The 20,532-nt window shown below is 46.6% G+C and carries 16 protein-coding genes; 6 read left to right on the top strand and 10 right to left on the bottom strand.

What is annotated here, in order from left to right; genetic code table 11:
• Positions 1-19 precede the first annotated feature (19 nt).
• Positions 20-1,015, bottom strand: coding sequence for a hypothetical protein (locus L3C95_RS20085; protein WP_236390366.1), 996 nt, complete (start codon positions 1,013-1,015; stop codon positions 20-22).
• 230 nt (positions 1,016-1,245) lie between these two features.
• Positions 1,246-2,775 carry a right-handed parallel beta-helix repeat-containing protein gene (locus L3C95_RS20080; protein ID WP_236390365.1) on the bottom strand — a complete coding sequence of 510 codons (1,530 nt, stop codon included), beginning with the start codon at positions 2,773-2,775 and terminating at the stop codon, positions 1,246-1,248.
• A gap of 211 nt (positions 2,776-2,986) precedes the next feature.
• Here L3C95_RS20080 and L3C95_RS20075 point away from each other — a divergent pair, with 211 nt between their 5' ends.
• On the top strand, positions 2,987-3,457 hold the full coding sequence (locus L3C95_RS20075) for a YMGG-like glycine zipper-containing protein (RefSeq protein ID WP_236390364.1): 471 nt from the start codon (positions 2,987-2,989) through the stop codon (positions 3,455-3,457).
• Between the two features lie 197 nt (positions 3,458-3,654).
• On the top strand, positions 3,655-4,731 hold the full coding sequence (locus tag L3C95_RS20070) for an alpha/beta fold hydrolase (protein WP_236390363.1): 1,077 nt from the start codon (positions 3,655-3,657) through the stop codon (positions 4,729-4,731).
• 94 nt (positions 4,732-4,825) lie between these two features.
• Here L3C95_RS20070 and L3C95_RS20065 read toward each other — a convergent pair whose 3' ends face one another.
• The 5 genes from L3C95_RS20065 to L3C95_RS20045 form a co-directional block, all read right to left on the bottom strand.
• Positions 4,826-5,128 carry a putative quinol monooxygenase gene (locus L3C95_RS20065; RefSeq protein WP_236390362.1) on the bottom strand — a complete coding sequence of 101 codons (303 nt, stop codon included), beginning with the start codon at positions 5,126-5,128 and terminating at the stop codon, positions 4,826-4,828.
• 53 nt (positions 5,129-5,181) lie between these two features.
• The gene (locus L3C95_RS20060) at positions 5,182-5,994 is read right to left on the bottom strand and encodes an alpha/beta fold hydrolase (RefSeq protein ID WP_236390361.1); all 813 of its coding nucleotides are present in this window, start codon (positions 5,992-5,994) and stop codon (positions 5,182-5,184) included.
• A gap of 5 nt (positions 5,995-5,999) precedes the next feature.
• Positions 6,000-6,716: a type 1 glutamine amidotransferase domain-containing protein gene (locus L3C95_RS20055; protein WP_236390359.1), complete on the bottom strand. Its 717-nt coding sequence runs from the start codon at positions 6,714-6,716 to the stop codon at positions 6,000-6,002.
• A 270-nt stretch (positions 6,717-6,986) separates the two neighbouring features.
• Entirely contained in the window at positions 6,987-7,724 is a 738-nt protein-coding gene (locus L3C95_RS20050) for a putative quinol monooxygenase (protein ID WP_236390357.1), read from the bottom strand.
• 9 nt (positions 7,725-7,733) lie between these two features.
• Positions 7,734-7,877: a hypothetical protein gene (locus L3C95_RS20045; RefSeq protein WP_236390355.1), complete on the bottom strand. Its 144-nt coding sequence runs from the start codon at positions 7,875-7,877 to the stop codon at positions 7,734-7,736.
• 125 nt (positions 7,878-8,002) lie between these two features.
• Between L3C95_RS20045 and L3C95_RS20040 the strand changes: the two genes are divergently transcribed.
• The 3 genes from L3C95_RS20040 (at position 8,003) to L3C95_RS20030 (ending at position 13,777) form a co-directional block, all read left to right on the top strand.
• Entirely contained in the window at positions 8,003-10,474 is a 2,472-nt protein-coding gene (locus tag L3C95_RS20040; protein WP_236390354.1) for a sensor histidine kinase, read from the top strand.
• Positions 10,475-10,486: 12 nt separating this feature from the next.
• Positions 10,487-12,463 (top strand): sigma 54-interacting transcriptional regulator, encoded by a 1,977-nt coding sequence (locus tag L3C95_RS20035; RefSeq protein ID WP_236390353.1) that lies wholly within the window; start codon positions 10,487-10,489, stop codon positions 12,461-12,463.
• A 369-nt stretch (positions 12,464-12,832) separates the two neighbouring features.
• Positions 12,833-13,777 carry a LysR family transcriptional regulator gene (locus L3C95_RS20030; RefSeq protein WP_236390352.1) on the top strand — a complete coding sequence of 315 codons (945 nt, stop codon included), beginning with the start codon at positions 12,833-12,835 and terminating at the stop codon, positions 13,775-13,777.
• 52 nt (positions 13,778-13,829) lie between these two features.
• Here the strand turns inward: L3C95_RS20030 and L3C95_RS20025 are convergent, their stop codons facing one another.
• Positions 13,830-15,038: an MFS transporter gene (locus L3C95_RS20025; RefSeq protein WP_236390351.1), complete on the bottom strand. Its 1,209-nt coding sequence runs from the start codon at positions 15,036-15,038 to the stop codon at positions 13,830-13,832.
• A gap of 136 nt (positions 15,039-15,174) precedes the next feature.
• Entirely contained in the window at positions 15,175-17,382 is a 2,208-nt protein-coding gene (locus tag L3C95_RS20020) for a hypothetical protein (protein WP_236390350.1), read from the bottom strand.
• 395 nt (positions 17,383-17,777) lie between these two features.
• Between L3C95_RS20020 and L3C95_RS20015 the strand changes: the two genes are divergently transcribed.
• Positions 17,778-18,809: an LLM class flavin-dependent oxidoreductase gene (locus tag L3C95_RS20015; RefSeq protein WP_236390349.1), complete on the top strand. Its 1,032-nt coding sequence runs from the start codon at positions 17,778-17,780 to the stop codon at positions 18,807-18,809.
• A 97-nt stretch (positions 18,810-18,906) separates the two neighbouring features.
• On the opposite strand, the gene L3C95_RS20010 is transcribed toward L3C95_RS20015, so the two are convergent.
• Positions 18,907-19,980, bottom strand: coding sequence for a hypothetical protein (locus L3C95_RS20010; protein ID WP_236390348.1), 1,074 nt, complete (start codon positions 19,978-19,980; stop codon positions 18,907-18,909).
• Between the last annotated feature and the right edge of the window lie 552 nt (positions 19,981-20,532).

The following is a 20,532-nucleotide window of genomic DNA, read 5'->3' as shown; positions in this document are numbered from 1 at the left end:
AATGTTTTTGTGAGATTAGTTATTGATCGGGTTTAGGAATTCTGATCTCAGGAAGTTTCTTTCCTTGTAGCTTCGCTACCCTATAGTGTGACCAGTTTTCGATCTCCTGTTCTCCATAAATGATCATCCTTATGGGGATGTCTTTGGTGTCCATATCCCCCAGATACATTCTTTCATGCTCGGGGACATTTTCATAACTGATCTTCAGATGTTCCTTGTTCTCTACCGTAGGATTCTCTACATAGTTTTTGTATGCCTGAATGCAAATATGGCTTGAAGTCGGCTCACCTCTTAACTCACGTAACATATCTTTTATTTGTGACAATATCTCCCCAATGGTTACAACATATCCGCATTCTCCAATATCAAAACTTCCGAGCCCATAGATGCATACTCTTGCATTCTGCGGTAGTTCAGTAAGGATTATTTTTTTATCAACCAGTTCCTCCAGTTCCGCAAGCGTGAGCGCTACCGGCTTCTCCAGACGGTTTAAACTGACCGTGAGATCAGCAAAGACCGTTACTTTGACCAGATAATATTCATTTTTAAGTCTATAAAACAGATTTGTACTGTTGCCTTCTATTCTCTTAGGAAATATATCTTTCGGATTATCTGGTTTGTAGATGAGTCCTGTTCCTAATTCCCCAACCCGGGTACCTTTCACAACTTTCTGACGATATTTGAAGATGTTTTCCATATGGGGGTTTAACTCCCTTATGAGCGATGTTACGTATTCTATAAAGCTCTCCCTATTAAATATCCATGACGCATTATCGATAGACCACTCGCCCAATCCATGAATGCTGATATTTTTATTGTCAGGGATGCTGAGCGCAACCCATCCTCTACGGACGTCTTCCTTAAAATGTTCAAAGTCCTCAAAATTCCAACAGTTAACCCTTCCATCCTCATATACATCCAGATCGGTGAAGAAATAGCTATCGTTATGAATGAAGGCAGGGATGGAGACGCCTTCAATTATCTGTTTCCTGTATACCCTGGTTCCGGATTGCATAAGTTTGTCTTTGCGACTTTTAAAAAAATTGAACTTCATAGTAGCAGTATCCTGCAAGTTAAGATAAACCCGGCAATACTTATATAAATCCCGCACTCATTATAATACGTGAGAATACCTCGTACATGCACTTCGAATTTCAGGACACATTGATCGTATGAAAAAGGTCGCATTTCTGCGACCTTTAAACTCATTGGCTTTCTTGTATTTTAATCCTTATGGATACTTCATTACAACGCTGTCTCATCCGCTCCTATATCCACTCTGTTATTCTGCTTCCTTGCCTGTTTATCTATATCCAGCTCTCCTGGTGCCGGCACAAAAGCAGGATCGCCTGCATTGATACAAGCCGAGCCACTGGCCAGGTGTAGGTTCAACGCTCCCGCCGTATTATTCACAAAAGAAGGGTTACCATAAGTGGCATGCGCATCCAATCCTGTACCTGCCTGAAAACCAGCTAACGTAGTATAAAAACCATCATTTCCCCAATCGAAAGTAGCCGCACTGCCTGAACTGGTGTAGTACCTGTCGTAATCCATTGCCAGATTGGTAGTCGTATATCCCAGCAGTTTAAGCACTACGATATCGCTGGCAGATTGTATAATGTTGCTGGAGAATGTCACATGATCAGTGTTCTGCAGACTGATCTCACCTCCCCAGCCACCTTTTGTATAATTCTTAAAGAGCGTGTTATTACTGATAGTAGAATAAACCACCTTACTACCCGATGCATTAGAACCTATCAATAATCCCGCATCTATGTTATTATAGATAAAATTGCTGCGTATATTGATCCCTTCAGCAGTATTATTGGGATTTTCACAGCCAACTGTAATACCTGCGCCATTATTAAAAGAAATATTCCCTTCGATGTTGATCCAACGACCACCATCCACATAAATACCGCCGCTGGTGGCTACCGGTGAAATACAGTTGTAAACAACATTACCTTTTACATTCCCATTCCTGGCGAAGTTTACACTATCAGGTGCGCCTGTCCAGCCATAATGCCCGGTCATATCTATACCGATATTCCTGATATGGTGCACAATATTATTCTCTATCAGGAAGTTGCTGACATTCCCCCCAATAGTCATAGCTTCGCTATACCCGGTATTACATGCATATACCTGGTTGCCGCCAAAATATATTTCGGTGTAGGCAGTGGGCGTTGAACCAACCAGTATCAGCGGATTGGCATTATTCCCGGAATTCGGCATAGCAGTAGAATCTGTTGTCCAGCCAATATTATAGATCCGGCACGAGGTTATCTGCACGTCTGTCCCCGTTCCTTCGACATGGATGCCAAAAGCACCAGGTTTGATATTATTGGCTATACGGATGTTATTGATCCGTATATGGCTTTTGCTGGCAACATGGATCAGCGCAGGCCGGCTGTCGTTCGTAGCACCTACACCGTCAATAATAACCGTACCACCGGCATAGTTTGTCAGGGTGATAGGCTCTGCAGCAGAAGCGCCGGAATGCGCCCACTCAAGCCGTTCCTTATAAGTACCACCCGCTACGTAGATGGTGGCCCCGGCCCCTTCCGTTGTCTTGTCGAGGGCCTTCTGGATAGTTTTGAGGGCTGTGCTCTCGGACGTACCGGCATTGGCATCATTACCGGTGGCTCCGTTTACATAGTAATTGGTGACAGCTAGTGCGCTGGCACCCAGGTCTTTTTCGTGGATCAGTTCACTGTCTTTCTTACTACAGGAAATCAGGGTCGCCATCAGGAGGCATGCAATAGCATTTTTCATTGTTGTTGGGTTTAATGGTTACATCAATACCGTTAAAGACGAAACTCCGGAAAGAAAGGACCGCGGAAGGAGATAATTAGCTGAAAATAAATAAATAGTAAAAAAGTACCATTTACATCATTTTAATTTACAGTATAATTAGTGAGAATTCACAAAAATGGCATAGTTTTGTCTACTAGTACTGTAAATTGATAAACCAAAAAATCAGGCCATGAAACAGTTATTTTTGAGCTTAGCAACAATCGTCACGCTATTCGCCTGTAATAACAAACCATCTCAGGAAGAGGCTATCGAGGCTGCAAAACAGGCAGCGGTAGACTCTGTTAATGCTGTAAACGAAGTAAAACAGCGCACCATTGATTCAATGGAAACTGTTAAAAATATCCGTGGGAAGAATGCACCTGCCACTGTTCATCACAGCAGCGGTAGCAATGCAGATAACAGCGCACCAGCTGCTACTACTACCACTACTACTACTGAAAAGAAGAAAGGCTGGAGCCATACTGCTAAAGGCGCTGTTGTAGGTGCTGGTACAGGTGCGGTTACAGGTGCCATCCTTAACAAGAACGACCGTCTGAAAGGTGCGGCTATCGGTACCGTTGTAGGTGCGGGTGCTGGTGCTGGTATCGGTGCGATCGTAGACGCTCAGAAGAAGAAAAAAGAAGCGGCCAAGCAGCAGTAAGCGCTTGTCAGCATGACGTTATATATAGTCCCGGGTACGTAATGTGCCCGGGATTTTTTATTATCTGGCAGCGGGTTTTCAGATGGGATCTCTGGCTGCGCCGGATCTTGACCCATTTATTGGTAAAAATGATCAGCGGTTATCAAAACCGCCCAATTATACTTACTTTTTCGCCCCCGTTACAAACACTTATTGTCATGCTGAAGAAGTATTCATTGCTATTGGTCGCTTTTTTCCTGTCTGTTCAGACAAAGGCACAGTCTTCCTATCCCACACCTCAGGAAGGCACCTATACCGTTGAGAATTACATTTTCGAGAATGGAGAAACGCTTCCTCAGATGAATCTCCACTACTATACAATAGGCACACCCCGCAAGGGTGCGGACGGTAAGGTCATGAACGCAGTACTGATCATGCATGGTACCACTGCTTCAGCGGCGGGATTCCTGGGAAAACAGTTTGCCGGACAGTTATTCGGCCCCGGCCAGTTACTGGATGCCAGCAAATACTTCATCATTTTACCTGATGCTATCGGTCATGGTAAGTCGAGCCGCCCGAGCGACAGTCTTCATATGCATTTCCCGGCGTATACCTACAATGACATGGTGACTGCTGAACACAAACTGCTTACCGAACACCTGAGCGTTAATCACCTTCGTCTCATATTAGGCACCTCGATGGGCGCCATGCACACCTGGATATGGGGATACGCCTATCCCGATTTCATGGACGCTATGATGCCACTCGCCTGTCAGCCTGCTCCTATTGCGGGCCGTAACCGGATGATGCGTAAGATGGCGATTGACCTTATCAAAATGGACCCGGCCTGGCAGAATGGTGAATATAAGTCACAACCTACCCTGGGCTTAACAGGCGCTTTGTCCTCCTTCTTCTTCATGAACAGTAGTCCGCTGCAACTGCAACTGTCTGCCCCCACCCGGGAAACGGCAGACTCGCTTGTGGTGAGAATGCGCAGCGCCAGCCTCGCGGCCCTGGATGCCAATGATGTGATCTATGCACTGGAAGCCTCACGGTACTATAACCCTTCTCCCTACCTCTCAAAGATCAAAGCACCCGTTTTCGCTATCAATTCTGCTGATGATGAGATCAACCCTGCAGAACTGGGAGTGATGGAACGGGAGATCAAAAAAGTAAAGAAAGGAAGATATATCCTGTTGCCGATCACCGACAAAACCGTTGGTCATGGTACTAACTCACTCCCTGCAGTTTGGGGACAATACCTGAAAGAGCTACTGGAAATTTCAGAGAAATGAACAGTGCCGTTCATCGCAGCCTTAAACGCTGCTTCATAAGATCCCTTTAAGTGGCATGCCAATAATGTGCATGATCAAGGCTTTTCCTAACAACTCAGACCTCGATCGGAATGGTCAGTGTCACCTCCCGTTCTTCCAGCAAGGGCACAATTTGTCCGGCAACCACCCGCATAAAATGCGCTGATTGCACGTGTGCCTGTTGTGCTGCTTCATTAGCATACCCTTCAAAGAGGATAAGCGTGTTGGCATCCGCTTTACTCTGATGTATTTCGTAAAACAGATTACCTTCTTCCTTAAGGCTCATTGAGCGGGCCTCTTTGAGCAGTGCTAAAACCGCTTCAAAGTTGCCCTCTTTCACTTTCCAGCGGGCGAATACGTGAACAGGATTAGTTTCCATAATTGTAGCGGATTATTCTTAAATGGATCCTTGAAGCAGGCGGCATTTCATCGTTACTGGCCGCCGGCAGCCTTCAGGATAACGTCCGCCACTTCTCCGGGCCTCGCGAGCATAGCCACATGACTGGCAGGAAGATGGTAAGTGGTGGCGCGAATGTTTTTTGCCATGTCAGCTTCCAGTTGCGGTGAAATGATATGGTCATTGTCTGCAACGATAAAAAAAGATGGTTTGCTTTTCCATGCCGGATTGGAAACTTTGGCAGTGAGCGTGCTTACATGAAAACGCCCCTGGCAGGCTGCAATATTCTTTGCCTCCTGTCGCGACAGGTCCTGCGCAAAATGATTGATCACTGCATCTTCTTTAAGCCGGATATAGCCATCTGTAATAACAGGATCAGCCAATCCAGGTACGCGAGGGTACTTCCGCACTTCATATGCATCCTTGTCGAGGGCCTGAATACTTTGCCCTTCATCGGGCGCATAAGCCGCTACATACACCAATGACTGTACCTTTTCATTATTTCCGGCCTGTGTGATCACAACGCCTCCCCAGGAGTGGCCTACCAGCACAATCTTTCCATCTACCTCCCCAAGCGCCCGCTGAACAAAAGCCACATCGTCCTCAAGGGAGGTAAGGGGGTTCTGAACAGCGATCGTCTTATATCCCTTTTCCTGCAGGAGAGGTATTACCTTGCTCCAGGAAGACCCATCGGCAAAAGCGCCGTGAACCAACACAATGGTGGGTTTGTCTTCCATCGCAGCGTGTTTATCGCCAGGGAAAGTACTCCATAAGGATGTAAATGAGAAGCACATGCAGAGCAGTACTGCTCCGGCAACAACTGTCGATATCATCTTCCTTGTTTTCATAAAACTTAAATTATTTGTGTTGTAAAATCTGAATGGTGAATAGCTCGGGCGTCAGCTTCCAGCAGTGCCACGATCTTTTCGCCTACGCCTTTTGCAGATGCGGGATTCTGGCCTGTTACAAGCCTGCCGTCTGCAACACTGTTGGCTGTCCATGGCGCAGTAGTATGATAGATGCCGCCCTGTTTGGTCAATGCAGTCTGCAGGTCGAAAGGCACATCCTCACGGGCATAATTATCTTCTTCCTCAGTTGTGAAAGATGCGATATTCTTTCCGCTCACGATATAAGAGCCATCACTCAGCTTTACATTTAGTAAAGACACCGGTCCGTGACAAACGGCTGCAACTACTGCGCCACGTTCGTAAGTTTCTTTTACCACTTTCTTCAACAGTGGCGCATCCGGCATATCCACCATCGGAGCAAGTCCACCGGGCACGAAAATGGCGTCATAAGTACTGACATCCACGTCTGAGAGCTTCTTCGCTTTTTGCATATCGGCCCATCCCTTACCTGTTAAAAACTTCAGGTTCTCAGGATCATCAGCCAGGTTCAATGCATCTAAAAAAGGCGTATCGCCCGATAAAGTGGCAAAATCAACCTGATAGCCCGCCTCGTCAAATACAGCATACGGATGCGCTACCTCGGAAAGAAAAGTGCCGGTTCGTCTGTTGTGTGGTCCAATAGTATTGGCATTTGATGCGATAATCAAGATTCTCTTTTTCATTTTTCAGGAGTTTTATTGGTTAACGTTGAAAGTGTTTTCTACATGATCATATACCCTGGTCTATAAGGTTGAACACTGCTTTTATGGATATTTCAGCAGCCCATCCAGGCTCGTGTAATCCTGAAGCCGGAATGCATGTTGGTAGACAATCTCCGGCTGTTCCCGCCATTCAAAATTGGCTGTAAAAATGTTGCCAGACAAATAAGCCAGCTGATAGCAGCTCCTATATTTTTAATAGCACATGTTATAACCGGATATCCCTCCGGCGGTCTAAAAGCTCCCATATAGCGGAGCAAATTGAATCAGATGGTGATATCCTTTTTCATAGGGAGGTTCTTTCACTGCACTTTGCAGGAATGTTATCACAGGCTGAAGTGCAGGGTCTTTCAGATGATACTGGAATGCGTCCCAGTCACGGAACTTTTTGCAGACGATGAACCTTCTCCTGAAACAGCGCACCCGACTCAGCTGAAAGTGTAACATACCCGGCTTATCTCTAAATACAGATATGATCGCCTGTTTGATCGATCTGAAATAATTTTTTGCGCCACTTTTTACTTCTATAAATAACATGACGGTGATCTGCCGGTCATTCTCCTTTAGCGGATTGCGGGAACGCGCCAGGGAAAACAATAACAGGTCTTTCAAAAAGACTGTTTCAACCGCAGTAATCAGGCCGGTCTTCGCAAGGTGCCTGACAACTCCCGCCTCGCTGCTTCTCCTGTTTTTTTTATAAAAATCGTAGTTACCCCATCGCTCCATTACCCACATGATGCAGAAATCTCCTTTCTCGTAAAAGGCTTCCGACATTATGTTTCCAGTCGCTTCCAGCGAACTGAAAACATATGCGCTTAAACCCTCCAGGAATTCATGCTGGTAAGCTGTTTTTGCATGATATTTTGTCAACACAATAACGACAGCCCTATCTGAGCCCCGCCCCAATAAGATACCACCCCATGTATACATAAAAGATGATAAAGCCAGCCTCCACTCACAATGTATTTTCATGGTGAGATATTAGGATAAGTAATGGAATTGCCTGGTAAATATGCGCAAAAGCCCTTTCCCTGAGAAATAAGCCGACTGATAGGTATTATCATTATTCTCATAGTAATGTCCTGTTTTCCGCTTTCTGCCCTGTTTGTACTCATGCTTACGCATGGCAAAAGTTTGAATATTAGCCTTTTTTCGCTACCTTTTGTATTATTAAAGAGGGTATGTAGAACGCAGTCCCTGAATCCAAATGGGATCAGGCTTTTTTTATGATTCTCATAGAAAAGAAGCCTATGTCTGGAAAAAATTTTACCTGCCTGCTATTCTGGTTGTTGATCCCATCTAAGGTGGCGTCGCAACTTCCGGCGAAGATGGCAATTCCCGGATATTCTTACCATCCGATGCGAGAGGACAAAGCGTCCTGGCAGCGGCTGAGTATGTACATGGGGGGCACTTTCCTTGTAGTTACAAAAGAAGGCCAGGTTGACCTTGACAGCTGCATAGCTGCGGCGGGCCGTTCTATGCAATTAAGCCGGCTTTCTATACTGGCTGAAAATATCGACGATCCCCAGCTCTCCGGAGAATCGGGCTGGATTGACCGGCGGGAACCGGAAGCAGGCATTCGCCGGCTTTCTGAAACTACGGGTAGAAAGCGCCTGCAGTTATTAATACTACTAGGCGCTTATTATGCTTTTGAGACCGATAGTTATCACCGGCACCTGGACAGCGTTACGTATTTCCTGACAAAAGCGATAAATGAAAGTAACTCATTAAACGAGGCAAGACTAGGCAGATTAGCCACCTGTTTGCTGGCAAAAGTTTATGTCCAGGCAAATGATGAAAAGGGCGATTCAATTTCTGATGCATTGATCAACAAATGCCGGCAGGCTGGCGACAAACAAATAGAAGCAAGGATGTTAGCATACCGGGGCATATATAAACCTGCGATGGCTACTACACTGGAAAAGAAGATCACTGACCTGCAGCAGGCCGCACCATTATACCACAGCCTTGGATACATTGAAGCTGAGATCAATGCGCTGACCGATCTTGGTTACCTGCTGTTCATTGCCGGGCAGGTAGACCATTCATACGAAACGCTCCTGAAGGCTTTTAAACTCGCGGAAGCCATTCATTATCCCTACACCCATTATAATACACAGGCCATTGCTTCCATTACAGGTTTCCAGGGGAAGTTTGGTGAGCCGTTACGTTATGTGTATCAAACTATCAATACAGCCCTCATCACCCGGGATAGTTTTGCATTGAGTTATTTTTATACTGATCTGTCGGCACTGCTCAATTCAGAAGGCAGAATAAAAGAAAGTGCTGAAATAGCACGGAAGTCGGTCGACCATTTCGTTGCCCAGCGTAATGGATCAGTGTATAATATACTAGGCACTGTAGTGAATTATATGGCGCAAGAGGGACGTGCAAAAGAAGCACTTGACCTTACAGTGGATGTGGCAAATAAAGTAGGCTTTCCGGTCAATCCTACGGAACAATTCTTTTATCATTACGTATTCTCCAACTGTTATCTGCACCTCAATATGCCGGATCAGGCTGAGATGCACATAAAAAAGCTGGACTCCCTGGAAACCGCAGCAGCAACAATCAGGGGCCCTCTCAGAAAGAGTATCATCAGTACCCAGTATGGTTACCTGTTTCTCACACGTAAACAGTATCAGAAAGCCCGGGAGCTTTTTGAAGAAGAGATCAGCAATCCCACCCGTGCTTCTGCCACCCTGTCTAATGCAATAGCAGCATACAACCGGCTGATTTACATTGATTCTATATTGGGAGATAATACTGCTGCAGCAAAACATTACAGGAAGTATGTACAATTGCTTGATTCCAGTTTCAGGGTTACAAAAATAAGACAGGCGGAAGAGCTCCAGATAACATATCAGATAAATGAAAAAGAAAATGAGATCACATCATTAATACAGCAGGCAAAGCTCGAAAAGACAAATTCCGAAAAAGCAGCGCTCGTGAGAAACTTAATGGCCCTGGGTGTAATGGCCGTCATCATCATCGCAGGTCTGCTATTCCGGCAGAATCGTTTAAAACAGCGCAATAGCCGGCTGATTACCGAGAAGAACCGGCAACTGCAACAATTGCTGACTGACAAAGAGTGGTTATTGCGGGAGGTGCATCACCGTGTGAAGAATAACCTGCAGATAGTCATAAGCCTGCTGGATTCACAGTCGGAATATATCAATAATGATGCGGCGCTTGCCGCTATTGAAGACAATATGCGCCGCGTACATGCAATGGCATTGATACATCAGAAACTCTATCAATCTGAAGATATCACTACTATTGCTATGCCCGAATATATCCGGGAGCTGGTGGACTATGCCCGTGATAGCTTCGATACAGGTACGCGGATCAGGTTTGAGCAAAACATTGCCTCACTCGAACTCGATATATCACAGGCTATTCCCCTGGGGCTGATCATTAATGAAGCCATCGTCAATGCAATTAAGTACGCATTTCCTGGCAGGCAGTACGGAACGGTGAATATTCACCTGTACCAGGACGGCCCTGATCAGCTGATCCTGAAAATATCAGATAATGGTATCGGCCTGCCAGCGGGAACGGATACAAAAGCGCATGCCTCACTCGGATTTGACCTGATGCAGGGACTCGCCACGCAGCTCAATGGCCGTTTTAGTTTTGCGAATGATAATGGTCTGCATATCACGATCAGATTTGTCGTAATGAACATGCATCTATCGCGTCCATTTTTGACGAACTCTTAATTACCGAATGTTATGAAGAAGAAAGTGCTGATTGTGGAAGATGAATTTATAGTCGCCAATAACCTGCGACAGGTATTACAGCGATTTGGTTATGAGGTCTGTGGCATCGCCGCCTCCGGCGAAGCGGCCGAAGAGCAGCTCCAAAGAGTGAAGCCGGATATCGCATTACTCGATATCCGGTTACAGGGCAAACTTTCAGGTATCGATATTGCCAGGAAACTAAGGTCTGAGAATATAGCCTTTATCTATTTGTCTGCCAATTCCAACCAGAAAATACTCGAGGAGGCCAAAGCCACAGAACCCTATGGATTTCTGGTGAAGCCTTTCAGAAAAAAAGACCTCATGGTGATGTTGGACATTGCGTGGTACCGCCACATGCATAGCCTGGAAGCCAGGGGACGCCGGGAACAACTTTTACAACAACAGATTGAAGGAACAGCCCATGAAGTTTCTGCCGGCCGGCAAAAGTTATTAAAGCTCGCAAGGATCATACAAGCACACATACCTTTTGATTTTATCTCGTCCGGTCTCAGACCACTCAATACTGCACAGTTTGACGACAAGGGGTATCTTCGTATCGGCTTCGATGAATATCAGTTTGTCGGTACAGAAGAACTACTGACCATTACAAATCTGAAAAAAGCAGCCCTGCCGGTAATCCTGGCTAACAGCCAAACGGATATAAATACTGTCATCTGCAATGAGATACCCGATGAAAAGTTGAATGTTCCCTCTCTTCTGAAAACGTTGAGCGGGGTATTCAACATACAGTCTTACCTCGTATTTCCTGTTACCCTCAATAATGGCCTATCCTTCCACTACTTTTTCTACAGTCGCCAGCGCGATGTATATACCAATAGTCACATTGCCCTGCTTAACCGCCTCAGAACATCAATATCGGCTGTAGCTGAAAGTATAATGTACGGGGACAATCCGGCGGATTTGTTATTAAATCAGACAGGCGCGTTTAAAAACTTACAGGGAGAAACGGTAAACCAGCCTGTGTTCAGGAACATCATCGGCAGTCACCATCTTTTGCTGGCAGCATTAGACCTTACAGCGCAGGTAGCCCCGCACAATACTTCAGTATTGATCCTTGGGGAAAGCGGAACCGGCAAAGAGCGGGTGGCCCAATCTGTTCATCTCCTGTCCCCAAGGAAAAATGCGCCATTCATAAAGGTAAACTGCGCCGCGATTCCGGCCACGCTGATTGAGTCAGAACTTTTTGGTCATGAAAAAGGTGCATTCACCGGCGCTACAGAAAAAAGAAAGGGTAAATTTGAACAGGCTGATGGGGGGACCATCTTTTTAGATGAAATAGGAGAACTGCCACTTGAAATGCAGGTGAAGATCTTACGTGTTTTGCAGGAAAAAGAGATTGAATATGTCGGTGGCAACTCAACGCTACAGGTCAATGTCCGTATCGTTGCCGCCACCAACAGGAACCTGGAACAAGAGGTAGCAAATGGGAATTTCCGGCTCGATTTGTACTACCGTCTTAATGTATTTCCCATCACATTACCGCCCTTAAGGGAGCGAAGAAGTGACATAGAAGGACTGGCAGTTTATTTTGCGGAAAAGTTCTGCAAGGAATTCAATAAGCCATTCTATGGAATTGCTCCCTCCATGATGGAAGCCATGCTCATTTACGACTGGCCGGGTAATATCAGGGAACTGGAAAATGTGCTGGAACAGTCTGCTATTCTCAATGATGGTAAATCACCCCTGCAGTTAAAACGCCATCTTACAGACACATCACCCCGCACGTCAGCCACGACAGACATCAAAACACTGGAAGACGTCAAACGTGTCCAAAGAGAGACCGAAAGGGAGTACATCATTTCCATTCTCAGGAAAACAGCCGGACGGATACGTGGCGTCAATGGCGCTGCGGAATTACTGAATATTAAACCCACAACGCTGGAATCAAAAATGGAGAAGCTCAATATCAAAAAGAACGATTTTATGAAACCCGCAGAGAACATCTAAGCGTTAAACTCCCCCATCTATCACTACCATTCCCTCGCAAATACTCCGGTTTTTCCGGAGTTCGCAAAGCAGCTCCGATTTTTTCGGAGAATTCCGGCTCTTTTCTTCATATATCGCTGCCGAAAAAAATCCGAATACCCAATTGTTTACCAATCACTTAAGTCACAATCCTTTCCAAACCTACTCTTACATCATCAACTGGCACACATATAGATCAGCTATAGGTACAGACAAGGCTTGAGACCCGGCTCGTGGCTATCTGACAGACGTCGTTACAGCACCCCACACCGGAAATTTTAAGGCAATGGAACACCACAGCCCGGCCTACTGCCATCATGCTACTTGAATTGATCACAAAAACACAACTATATGTTGAACCTTGAATGGCTCAGAACATTTAAAGCAATTTACGAGGCGGGCAACCTGACAGCGGCCGCTCAGACACTTTATATTTCCCAGCCGGGCGCAAGCCTCCATTTGAATTCCCTCGAAGCTTATACCGGATACCCTTTGTTCAAACGTGAAACAAGGAAAATGGCGCCCACCGAAAGAGGGATCATACTCTACAACTGTATTCTCGATTCGCTGAATAAACTGGAAGAAACAGAGCAATCGCTCTTCAGAAATTCACAGGCTACGAAGTCTACTGTCAGCGTGGGCATGGGAGTCGATACATTTGAATATGCGCTGGAAGAACACCTGGCGGAATTACCGTTTAATCTCATCTTACGCTTTAACCAATATCCCGAAATGCTACAGGACCTTTATGCAGGCAGGTTGGATCTCATTGTGATACCCGGCAGGGATTTGCAGGCCAATCTTGAATATACACCCTTCATAAAGGAACGTATTGTCCTGGTCTGTGGAAATAAAACAAATGCCGAACAGTTGGATGAATTGACTATGAACAATGACCGACCCGCCATCAAACAATGGTTAAAACAGCAGGTCTGGTACACTACAACCGCGGGCATGGAACACTTCAGAAACTTCTGGCTGACGAATTTTGATCAGTTCCCGGATATGACTCCCAACTACGTAGTTCCCCATTTTTCCTCCGTCCTCCGTTGCCTGTGTAATGGCAAAGGCTTTGCGATAATGCCGGACTTTTTATGCAGGAAAGCGATCAGCAATCAGATGATAAGGCTTGCCTGGGAAGGGGGGCCATACGTCGAAAATGCGCTCTATTTCTGCAAACGGAAGAAGACTGTTTTGAAGAATGAAATCAGGCAACTGGAGGAGCTGTTAACGAAGAACGTATTAGGAACTGCCACTGGTCATTCATCCGGACGATGTAAGCATCCCGACGTTTGAGACGATTCAGTCACATTCCCAGGCGGCGGCCGACTATGCCCTGAGTGAGTAATCACTTACTTCCAGCAGCCCTGAAAACCAGCAGGAACCCTGCCACTACCAGCAGCAACAGGGAAAAGATAAAAGTCGCCCATCCCCATCCCGTCAGCACAACACCCGTAGCTGTACCAATGATGGCGGAACCTGCATAGTAGAACAGCCAGTAAAGCGAAGTTGCACTGCTCTTCCCTTCCTTCGCCTCCTGCGATACGATCCTGCTGGCCAGCGTATGCGTGCCGAAAAAGCTGAACGTGAAAATACCCAGTCCGCCGATAAAGACGACCAGCTGCGATATCAACATCAATAACAATCCAACAGCGATGGCAGGGATGAAGTACCTGATCAGCTTTGCCGGGGCGATCTTATCGGATAATCTTCCTGCTACCATCGTACCCCCTACGCCCACGGTATACATCAGGAAGATACAGGCAATCACATAATGCGGTAAAGAAAACGGAGGCTCCTCCAGGTGAAAACCCGTGTAGTTATAGATGCTCACAAACCCACCCATCAACAGGAAAGCAGCCAGGTAAACGAAGACGATCACCGGTTGCCGGAAAAACACACCCATCTGCTGCCATTTCTGACCAATGTTGACCGGCATAGGCATAAAGTGTTTTGAGGCAGGCAAACGCTTCATAAAAAACAAACCTAAGATCAGGCTGGAAATACCTACAAATGCTGCCGCCCATCGCCAGTTCGCCCAGCCAGCTATCAACATCACCACGATCCTACCGGCCATCCCGCCAATAGCATTGCCACTTAGGTAAAGACTGATAGCTAATCCCAATGAACTGAGGCTTACTTCTTCTGACAGATAGGCTAAGGCCACCGCTGTAACGCCAGACAGCATAGCACCTTTGGCGAAACTCACGGCTATCAGCAAATGAAAATTATGAATGAACACCGACAACAATGTCAGCACTGCAGACGCCAGCATGGCAAATCCCATCAGCTGCTTCCGTGGCAGGGCATCCGCTTTTAAAGAGAAGATAAACAGTCCTACCGCCATTCCCATTGTCGAAGCAGATACCGCCCAGCTGCTCTCAGCAGGCGAGATCTTAAACTCTTTACATAGCAGCGGTAATACAGGCTGGAATAAATATAACTGCGCAAATACCGAAAGCCCTGACAAAAAAATGCTGTTCTTGATACGCCTGAAACGGAGGCTGCCCCTTTCGGCCTTAATAATTGACGATGCTGCTGTTGTTGTTACTGCCATCTCTTTGATCCATTCTCAACACAAAGGTCTGTACTATGGGGGAAATTAAAAATGATATTTTACGGTTTTCCGGCAACAGCAAAAGCACAGGAACAGCCTTTCGCCATTCCCATGCTCCGCCATCCATCTATCTTAACTAGGGCAACACAGCAAATCCAAGATACTTCTCCGCATAATGGCTGGTAAGATTGTAGATATACGAGCCATCAAGGAAAGGGATCTTATACCCTACCAGCGATCTGTCTGTCGCACTCAAACGGATCGTATATCCGCAGGACTGCAGGTACGTTGTATCGATGGTGAAGGCAAGGCCATTATTCCCATTATCCGCCAGGCTTACGCACGACCTGAAAGAAGGGTTGACAATAGTGCTCAGCGGTGTACCCGGAGGCGTGATATGCGCTGCCGGCTGCAGGTCGAAGTACCAGTTGCTGAAGAACTTATCGATCACTTTCAGCTGACCACTGATCACATCGCCTTTATTGTAGAATTTACAATCGCCACCGGCAATGATCACATCCAGCGTACTCGCAGCATCCAGTGTGGTAGACGGTGCCGCATTCACCATATAACCGGTATTGTCAAGGTAAACATATGTCTCGGCTGAATAGCTGATATTGGCCGGTGCGTGCAGCGGATCTTTCGTAAACAATACCCTGATCTTATACAGCCCATTCCTGCTGCCGCTGTCCCAGAATGCCAGCAGCGATAGCTTCTCTGCTTTCGAAGGCACGGCAGGCAGATAGGTGAGCCAGCCACCGGTTAATGAGGGGTCCTGGTCGTGCAGTGTCAGCACACTGCTTTCAATGATCTGGAATTTCTGTTTATCCATCACATCCTGCCAGGTACCACCACTGGTATCAATGAATTGTACCTTATAGAAAGTAGTGCCGGATGGACCACTGTTCGTGAACATACCACTCAGTTTGATCAACCCGCCAAAAGGATAGGCCGCAGCAGGGAACACTGCGCTGCTATACGCCAACCCCCTGGTAGCTATCGCCACCTGGTCGATATTACTGATGGCAACACCATTCACATCGAAGAGATTTATTCCCAGCTTGCCGCCGTCCTGTACACCAGGCCTGATCTGTACCCGTACGTCTACACGGTTGCCATAGAAATTGAGCGCGTTCGGATCTGTTGTTGAAGGCAATGTCTGCCAGGACAATACACCCCTTATCCTGATGATATTCGGTATATCACAGCTCTTCAGGCGTTTAGACAGGTCTAATGGCAGCGCTACGTTATAGTACAAACCATCGTTAGGAATATTGCTGATGTCATGTACAGTGACACTGGTAGTACCCAGGTATTCATCAAACGTGCCATCGTTGTTCCAGTCTGCCCAGAAGGCAACATATTCTTTTGATCCCGCAGTACACAGGTTGCCACTGAAACCGGTACTCTTCTTCAGTTTGATCACTGCTCCCAGTGTATCGGAAACCGTATTAAGTCCTACGCAGGTCAGCTGTTCATAATCGATATTGGCATTGTCCTTTTCAAATATGGGGTTGGTGATCACCTTCGTGATGTCAGCGATGTTCACGCCTATCTTACTGACAATATCGAGATCAAAGACAGGCACAGTAGTTGGCAACTGCGCTATCTCCGGCAACTGTGGTATAATGCTGCTGTAAAAGGTGCGGTGGTCTTCCACGCCTGCCCCTTTGTACATTTTGTAGAACTGTTCTACCGGTGGTAAAGGCTTGTCAATCACCGGCAGTTTAAATTCTTCATCCACCTGTGGCAGTACGTCCAGTTTCTCTTTGATATTCAGCTCTTTGATAAGATCTCCCCAGAAGATGATCCGCTTTCTCTTCAGCTGAATATCAACATCCACTACATTACCAAAATGCGGAGTGTCGGCCGGATTTAATGAAGGAATACTGTTCCATGATAATACCGCTCTTACGGTAGGAATGATGGCCGTATCACAGGCGGTAAACCGGCGATGTGCCTCATCATTGAGGAAAATGTATACCATGTAATGTAGCGGATGTTTGGTCTGAGGAGCCGGATCGGGAATATCTGCTACTTTAAAGCTGGTCAGCCCGGCATTCTGAAACCCGGCGCCATCATGGTAGTCTACAAAGAAGCGCACATATTCATGCGATCCTGCACTGCATAATCCGCCGCTGTAGCCCGTAGGTTGTTTAATCTTCACTACTGCTTCCAACCGGGATACATCGGGATTAAACCCCACACACGTTAACTGTTCCCAAAAAGTAATGCTGGCTGTTTGTTGTGGCAGGAATTTGGAGAGTAGTAAGAGTTTACGGTTTTCCAGATACAGTTTGATCTGTTGTTCATTAAGGTTGTCTGTGGCAATTGCTTTGTCCATTTGTTTAATTTTTTGAGGTTACAAAACTGATAATAGCAGCTCCTGACAACGCCTGCTGCGTTGTATAGCGCGCGACAATGAATTGGGGCATGTAATGTTGGCTGTTAAAACGCCATGGTCTCGTACGTTGTTGCTGTTGCTGGTGTTCCGGGGTCAACGGTATCAATGTCCCTTCATGCTGTTTCGAATGCTGCTGTAATGCTGAAGTAAAGTTCCATCAGATAACAAATGATGACAAGCGTATAAATACCTGGTTTCCCGGTAGAAAGTACTATACTTTTGGAAACAGTGTTCCCGGACTAAAGCTTATGCCGGAACTTTGCGGCGCCATCAGACAGATATCGTATCAGCAGCGTTATCCGGCAACAAATTGTAAAATGGTTAAATAATATAAAATGGAATTAGGTATCAGCTCCTTTGGAGAAATCACCCCGGAAAGAGTAGCAGGCAAGGCCGTCAATGCGCACAAACGGGTGCATGAACTGCTGGAAGAAATAAAACTGGCAGATGAAGTAGGACTGGATGTTTTTGCATTGGGCGAGCATCACCGCCCCGACTTCGTTGTATCATCTCCCGAAACCATACTGGCGGCAGCGGCGGCCATCACAAAGCGCATCAAACTGTCCAGCTCTGTGACGGTATTAAGTTCTGTAGATCCTGTGCGGACATTCCAGCAGTTTTCCACCCTCGACCTGATATCCGATGGAAGAGCCGAGATCATGGCCGGCAGAGGATCGTTTATAGAATCATTTCCGTTGTTCGGGTATGACCTGAAAGATTACGATGCATTATTCATAGAAAAGCTGGACCTGCTCTTAAACATCAATCAGCACGAGATCGTGAACTGGAAAGGGAAGTTCCGCCCATCTATTCCCAACCGGGGCGTCTATCCCCGTCCTATACAAGCATCATTACCTGTCTGGCTGGCTGCTGGTGGCACACCGGCATCAGCAGTAAGAGCAGGTAAAATGAACCTGCCCCTCACTGTTGCTATCCTGGGAGGTCCAACCAATGGCTTTGTCTCTTTTGCGGAGCTTTACCGGAAATCGGCACAGGAAGCCGGTCATGACGTCAGCAGCCTGCAGTTTGCCATCAGCACACATTTTTTCGCTGCGGATGATTCGGAACAGGCTTCAGACGACCTCTATCCCACTTACGAAAAGATGATGAACAGGATAGGCCGTGAAAGAGGCTGGTCGCCCATCGAAAGACAATACTTCGAAGCGCTCCGCCGTGGAGGACCGTTGATGGTAGGAGATGTTAACGAGATCATCGACAAGATCCTCCACATGCATGAGCTTTATCATAATACCCGATACCTGGCGCAGCTGATTGGCGGAGAGATCCCCCATGAAAAAGTAATGCATGCCATCGAGTTGTATGGGACCCAAATTGCCCCCGCTGTCAGGAAAGCTTTAGGCAGTTAATGCCTAATCTGTCAGCCGGGCTTTGATGCCCCTCTTGCTGAGTTGTGCCGGACGAAGAATGCACCGGCTGTCAGAAAAGCCTTAGGCAGTTTAATACCTAATCTGTCAGCCGGGCTTTAATGCCCCAGCCGCCGAAAGCTTCGGATATGGCGATGAGTAATTCATTACGCCCCTTTTGGAGCGGCAGATAAAGCGCATCCCAATATCCCACGGTACCAAGGAAGCGGTAGTCGCGGGTAACAAATTCATCGTTGCCCTCGTACAATAATTGGCCGTTCAGATATACACGTGCCTTGTCAGAAAATCCAAAGTTCAGTTTCTGAATACGAGGCGAGCTTACGTCAATTACTTTGCGCACAAACACAGTATTCTGATTTTCCGTCACGGTCGCCAGCACAGACACGTTTGTAATACCATTGTGGTCAGCCCACAGGGTTTTCCAATGAAGCGACGCCGTGTCTGCCGCATCCAGCTTTGTACGTCCGTCCACTTGTTTTTCACTGAATGTAGTACTCACGTCCCAGTTGGTGATTGTACCTTCAGGCAGTTTGGGCAGTTCCCGCGAGCTCCTGATGGTAACAGCATCACTGGACGTATACACGAAATTGCTGTACCATACCATGGCATCCCAGGGATTGGTCAGGGAAATCATACCTGCAACAGGCTCACGGTCGAAACGATTGATGTACAGTACCGGTTCTACCCCATTATCAAAATAGATCTCTCCTTCCTTTTCCTTTAGCACCATTTTAACGTGCAACCAGCGTCCGAAAGGCAACTCTACCCGATTGTTATAACCGGTACCATAATATAGCTGAAAGCCCCCCATACGATTGTATACAGGCGTATATTGCATGGCATCAGGATTACCGGACTGGTGAGGACGCAGATAATATTCCTCGAAGTTGGCCTCATCCTGCATCCGGAAGTCAATACCGGGGAAGTAACGGGCTTTGGACAACGCAATATCAAATTCAATAATACCATTCCGGAAATTGGCGTCTGCCAGCAAAGCGCTCCCCGATTTGAGCCTCAGGGCCGGTTGTCCGAGGTGGGTTTCCTTTACCGCTTCCTGCCCGGTGATCTTCCAGCGCGGTGAATCGAACGGAACAGCAGTCTGGGCCATGGCATTAAATGAAAGAATGATCATGATAAACAGAGAACGATACATAACGGGTTAGAAAGTTTAGTGGTTGAGAATGAAGGTTGGGATGCGCATCCACCCGTAAATTAGTATATGCAGTCTAACCGGCCTGCAAGTCGGGGAAACAAGTTCGTTCAAGTTCGTTCACGGCCATATCTAACTGATTATCAATCTCATTATCAGTAAAAACTGACAGGCGTTTATCAGGCTACAAAAATGTGTACGATAGGAGTTCAGTAGCGTACATTCAGGGTTTTAAACAGGTATTATTATTTCAGCATCGTACAATCAAAGCGAACAGAAACCGGAGTTCGGGTAGCCCCAAACCAGGTTCAGATTCGGTCAACCTAGCGTCAACCTATAGTCCACCTAGCCTCATCCTCCCTTCATCTTCCGTTCCGGAACGGAAGATGAAGGGAGGATGAGGCTAGGTGGACTATACCTCGAGTACATCAAAGCAAACCGATTCACTCCGGTACCACTATAGTACCAACGGTGTACCAATGGCCTCATCTTACGTTGATCCTACGTTCAAAGACGTAAGATGAACATAAGATCAGGCCATTGGTACACCGTTGG

Origin of the sequence: Chitinophaga filiformis (assembly GCF_021646545.1) — a bacterium.
Taxonomy (GTDB): domain Bacteria; phylum Bacteroidota; class Bacteroidia; order Chitinophagales; family Chitinophagaceae; genus Chitinophaga; species Chitinophaga filiformis_A.
Note: the sequence above shows the minus strand (reverse complement) of the source record. Positions and strands in the feature narration are given on the sequence as shown.

What these genes read in the sequence shown, in the direction of transcription:
- L3C95_RS20085 (WP_236390366.1), bottom strand. Translation starts at nt 1,015, where the DNA reads ATGCAATCCGGAACCAGGGTATACAGGAAACAGATAATTGAAGGCGTC.
- L3C95_RS20080 (WP_236390365.1), bottom strand. Translation starts at nt 2,775, where the DNA reads ATGAAAAATGCTATTGCATGCCTCCTGATGGCGACCCTGATTTCCTGT.
- L3C95_RS20075 (WP_236390364.1), top strand. Translation starts at nt 2,987, where the DNA reads ATGAAACAGTTATTTTTGAGCTTAGCAACAATCGTCACGCTATTCGCC.
- L3C95_RS20070 (WP_236390363.1), top strand. Translation starts at nt 3,655, where the DNA reads ATGCTGAAGAAGTATTCATTGCTATTGGTCGCTTTTTTCCTGTCTGTT.
- L3C95_RS20065 (WP_236390362.1), bottom strand. Translation starts at nt 5,128, where the DNA reads ATGGAAACTAATCCTGTTCACGTATTCGCCCGCTGGAAAGTGAAAGAG.
- L3C95_RS20060 (WP_236390361.1), bottom strand. Translation starts at nt 5,994, where the DNA reads ATGAAAACAAGGAAGATGATATCGACAGTTGTTGCCGGAGCAGTACTG.
- L3C95_RS20055 (WP_236390359.1), bottom strand. Translation starts at nt 6,716, where the DNA reads ATGAAAAAGAGAATCTTGATTATCGCATCAAATGCCAATACTATTGGA.
- L3C95_RS20050 (WP_236390357.1), bottom strand. Translation starts at nt 7,724, where the DNA reads ATGAAAATACATTGTGAGTGGAGGCTGGCTTTATCATCTTTTATGTAT.
- L3C95_RS20045 (WP_236390355.1), bottom strand. Translation starts at nt 7,877, where the DNA reads ATGCGTAAGCATGAGTACAAACAGGGCAGAAAGCGGAAAACAGGACAT.
- L3C95_RS20040 (WP_236390354.1), top strand. Translation starts at nt 8,003, where the DNA reads ATGTCTGGAAAAAATTTTACCTGCCTGCTATTCTGGTTGTTGATCCCA.
- L3C95_RS20035 (WP_236390353.1), top strand. Translation starts at nt 10,487, where the DNA reads ATGAAGAAGAAAGTGCTGATTGTGGAAGATGAATTTATAGTCGCCAAT.
- L3C95_RS20030 (WP_236390352.1), top strand. Translation starts at nt 12,833, where the DNA reads ATGTTGAACCTTGAATGGCTCAGAACATTTAAAGCAATTTACGAGGCG.
- L3C95_RS20025 (WP_236390351.1), bottom strand. Translation starts at nt 15,038, where the DNA reads ATGGCAGTAACAACAACAGCAGCATCGTCAATTATTAAGGCCGAAAGG.
- L3C95_RS20020 (WP_236390350.1), bottom strand. Translation starts at nt 17,382, where the DNA reads ATGGACAAAGCAATTGCCACAGACAACCTTAATGAACAACAGATCAAA.
- L3C95_RS20015 (WP_236390349.1), top strand. Translation starts at nt 17,778, where the DNA reads ATGGAATTAGGTATCAGCTCCTTTGGAGAAATCACCCCGGAAAGAGTA.
- L3C95_RS20010 (WP_236390348.1), bottom strand. Translation starts at nt 19,980, where the DNA reads ATGTATCGTTCTCTGTTTATCATGATCATTCTTTCATTTAATGCCATG.